The organism is Candidatus Synechococcus spongiarum SH4 (assembly GCF_000586015.1).
Classification (GTDB): Bacteria; Cyanobacteriota; Cyanobacteriia; order PCC-6307; family Cyanobiaceae; genus Synechococcus_B; species Synechococcus_B spongiarum_F.
Map to the genome: position 1 here is coordinate 1 of NZ_JENA01000191.1, position 3112 is coordinate 3112.

General features: G+C 66.1%; 3 protein-coding genes. 2 read left to right on the forward strand and 1 reads right to left on the reverse strand.

Going from position 1 to position 3112, the window contains the following annotated elements; genetic code table 11:
• Window positions 1-144: 144 nt before the first annotated feature.
• Window positions 145-1458, forward strand: coding sequence for an adenylosuccinate synthase (locus BG35_RS0108140; protein ID WP_025782435.1), 1314 nt, complete (start codon window positions 145-147; stop codon window positions 1456-1458).
• Window positions 1455-2492 carry an adenosine kinase gene (locus BG35_RS0108145; RefSeq protein WP_025782436.1) on the forward strand — a complete coding sequence of 346 codons (1038 nt, stop codon included), beginning with the start codon at window positions 1455-1457 and terminating at the stop codon, window positions 2490-2492. Before BG35_RS0108140 ends, BG35_RS0108145 begins: the two co-directional genes overlap by 4 nt.
• A 12-nt stretch (window positions 2493-2504) precedes the next feature.
• Here the strand turns inward: BG35_RS0108145 and cutA are convergent, their stop codons facing one another.
• Window positions 2505-2840: a divalent-cation tolerance protein CutA gene (cutA, locus tag BG35_RS0108150; protein WP_025782437.1), complete on the reverse strand. Its 336-nt coding sequence runs from the start codon at window positions 2838-2840 to the stop codon at window positions 2505-2507.
• Window positions 2841-3112: the final 272 nt, after the last annotated feature.

Below are 3112 nucleotides of genomic sequence, written 5' to 3' on the forward strand. Positions count from 1 at the left end.
GAGAAACTTCGCAATCGTCTGCAAAAAGAGTGGAAGATGGCCGAGTTGAGCGTGGCGCGGGGCGCCTGAAGCGCCCGGCGGGGCCACCACCTGCGACACTACTAATGTTGTCTTGTTCCCATACGGTCTAGGGGCGCGGATTTCTTGGCGAACGTTGTTGTGATCGGCGCCCAGTGGGGTGACGAGGGAAAAGGGAAAATCACGGATCTGCTGAGTCGCTCGGCGGATCTGGTGGTCCGCTACCAGGGCGGCGTCAATGCAGGGCATACCATCGTGGTGGACGGAACCCTGCTGAAACTCCATCTCATTCCCTCCGGCATCCTCTACCCGGACACCCTGTGCCTCATTGGCGCCGGCACCGTGGTGGATCCCAAGGTGCTGATTGCCGAACTGGACATGCTGCTGGCGAACCGCATCGACGTCTCGGGTCTCAAGCTGGCCTCCAGCGCCCACGTGACCATGCCCTATCACCGCCTCCTGGACAAGGCCCTGGAGCGCAACCGGGGGCCCTACAAGATCGGGACCACGGGCCGGGGCATTGGTCCCACCTATGCGGATAAATCCGAGCGCAGCGGCATCCGCATGCTGGATCTTCTGGATTCCGCTGGGCTTGCCCAACGGCTGCGCCCCATTATCCGCCAGAAAAACCAACTCCTGCAGAACCTCTACGGCCTGGAGCCCCTGGATGCGGACGACGTGATCCGGGAGTACGCGGGCCACGGCCGACGGCTGGCGCCCCACGTGGTGGACGGCACCCGAACCATCCACGCCGCGGCCCGCAACCGCAAGAACCTTCTCTTCGAAGGCGCCCAGGGCACCCTGCTGGATCTGGACCACGGCACCTATCCCTACGTAACCTCGTCCAACCCTGTTGCCGGCGGCGCCTGCATCGGCGCCGGTGTGGGTCCCACCATGATTGATCGCGTCATCGGGGTGGCCAAGGCCTACACCACCCGGGTGGGGGAAGGGCCTTTCCCGTCCGAGCTGCAGGGGGACCTGAACCACCACCTCACCGACCGGGGCGGAGAATTCGGCACCACCACGGGACGGCGCCGCCGGTGTGGCTGGTTCGACGGCGTGATTGGCCGCTATGCCGTCCAGGTGAACGGGATTGACTGCCTCGCCATCACCAAGCTGGACGTGCTGGACGAACTGGAGGAGATCAAGGTCTGCACCGCCTATGAACTGGACGGTGAAGTGATTCGCGACTTCCCCATTGACGCGGGCCAGTTCGCTCGCTGTCGGCCGATTTTCAAGACCCTGCCCGGATGGCGGACGGACACCAGCCCCTGCCGCAGCCTTGAGGATCTCCCCCCCAACGCCCTGGCCTACCTGGGGGAGTTGGCGGACCTGCTGCAGGCGCCCATCGCCATTGTGTCCCTGGGGCCCGACCGGGGCCAGACCATCCTGGTGGAGGACCCCATTCACGGCCCCAAGCGGGGCCTGCTGAGCCATTGAGCGCCTCCGGGGTAACGGTGCGTCCCGACAAGCGCCACGATGTGGTGGCGGTTGGGCACGCCATCGTTGACGTACTGGTGCGGGTGCAGGAGGAGGTGTTGCAGCGCCATGGCCTGCCCAAGGGGGGCACAGCGCTTCTGGACCCTGCCCGGATGGACGCGCTCTACAACACCCTGGAGCCGGAGTTGGAAACCTCCGGCGGCTCCGCCGCCAACACCGTGGCCGGTCTGGCCAGCCTGGGCAGTTCCACCGGGTTCATCGGGCGGGTTTGTGATGATCAACTGGGGCGCGCGTTCCGCCATGACATCACCACCATCGGCGTGACTTACCCCACGCCCCCTTCCCCCGGCGGAGCGGCAACGGGTCGTTGCCTGGTGCTGATCACCCCGGACGCCGAACGCACCATGGCAGCGGATCCGGGCTGTGCCCGTGATCTGGGGGAGGCTGACCTGGACCCCCGGTTCATCCGGCAAGCCAAGGTGCTCTACCTGGAGGGCTACCTGTTTGACGATCCCGGCGCCAAGGCCGCCTTCCGGCGCGCCGCCGCCATGGCACGGGAAGGGGGCGGTCTGGTGGCCCTCAGCCTGTCCGACGGGTTTTGTGTGGAGCGTCACCGGGACGACTTCCGCGCCATGCTTGCGGAGCACGTGGACATTCTCTTCGCCAACGGGATGGAGATCATGGCCCTCCTTCAGGTGGACGCCATTGCTGATGCCGTGGAGCATTTGCGGCAGCGGCCTCTCGTTGCGGCCCTCACCTGCGGCGCCCAGGGATCCGTGGTTCTTGGTGGTGGGCTGGTTCATGCCGTCCCCCCTCATCCCCTGGCAGGGGTGGTGGATACCACCGGCGCGGGTGATCTCTATGCGGCCGGTTTCCTCCACGGCGTCACCCGTCAACTGTCCCTGGCGGACTGTGGTCGCATTGGCTCCCTGGCGGCCGCCGAGGTGATCAGCCACCTGGGCCCCCGGCCCGCCGTGTCCCTGCGCCATCTTCTCAGCAGGGAGCTGCCCCATTTGGCTCCGGCGCCCGACTGAAGGCATTGGCCATCAGCGGGGGGCCACCGCATCCCGTAACCAGACGCCATAGGAGCCGGCAGCACTGGCTTCCAGCACCACAAGCTCGGGCACCTCATAGCTGTGGTGGCGGGTCAACGCCTCCAGCAGCCCGGGCAGTTGCTCAGGGCTGGTCTTGATGAGCATCTGCACCTCCCGCTCCTGCTGGAGTTCCCCCTGCCAGTGGTAGTAGGAGGTGACGGGCAGCAGGCTGACGCAGGCCGCGAGACGTTGCTCCAGCAAGCGGCGGGCCAGTTGATCGGCGCTGGCCTGATCGGCGCAGGTGGTGAGCACCAGGCGCATGGTTTCCAAGCGATTGCCCAACATCATGGCCGCCAGAAGACGCCAAGACGGATTTCACGCTGGCGGCGTTTGCCATGGCCCTGCAGTCGCCCACCTGAAAGCCGTGGCCTGTTGTTGAGGCTGGACAACCTTCCCCATGGGCTGCCCTCTCACCATGAAAAATCAGTCCGCCCCACCGCCTCCACAGGCATTCAAGCGGGCACTGCCTCCCCGAGGCTGTCTGCGCCAGCGGCGTGGGAGGGAGAAACGGAGCTTGAGCGAGTGCTGCGCCGGTGCAGGGGAACTGTCACTCCCACGTA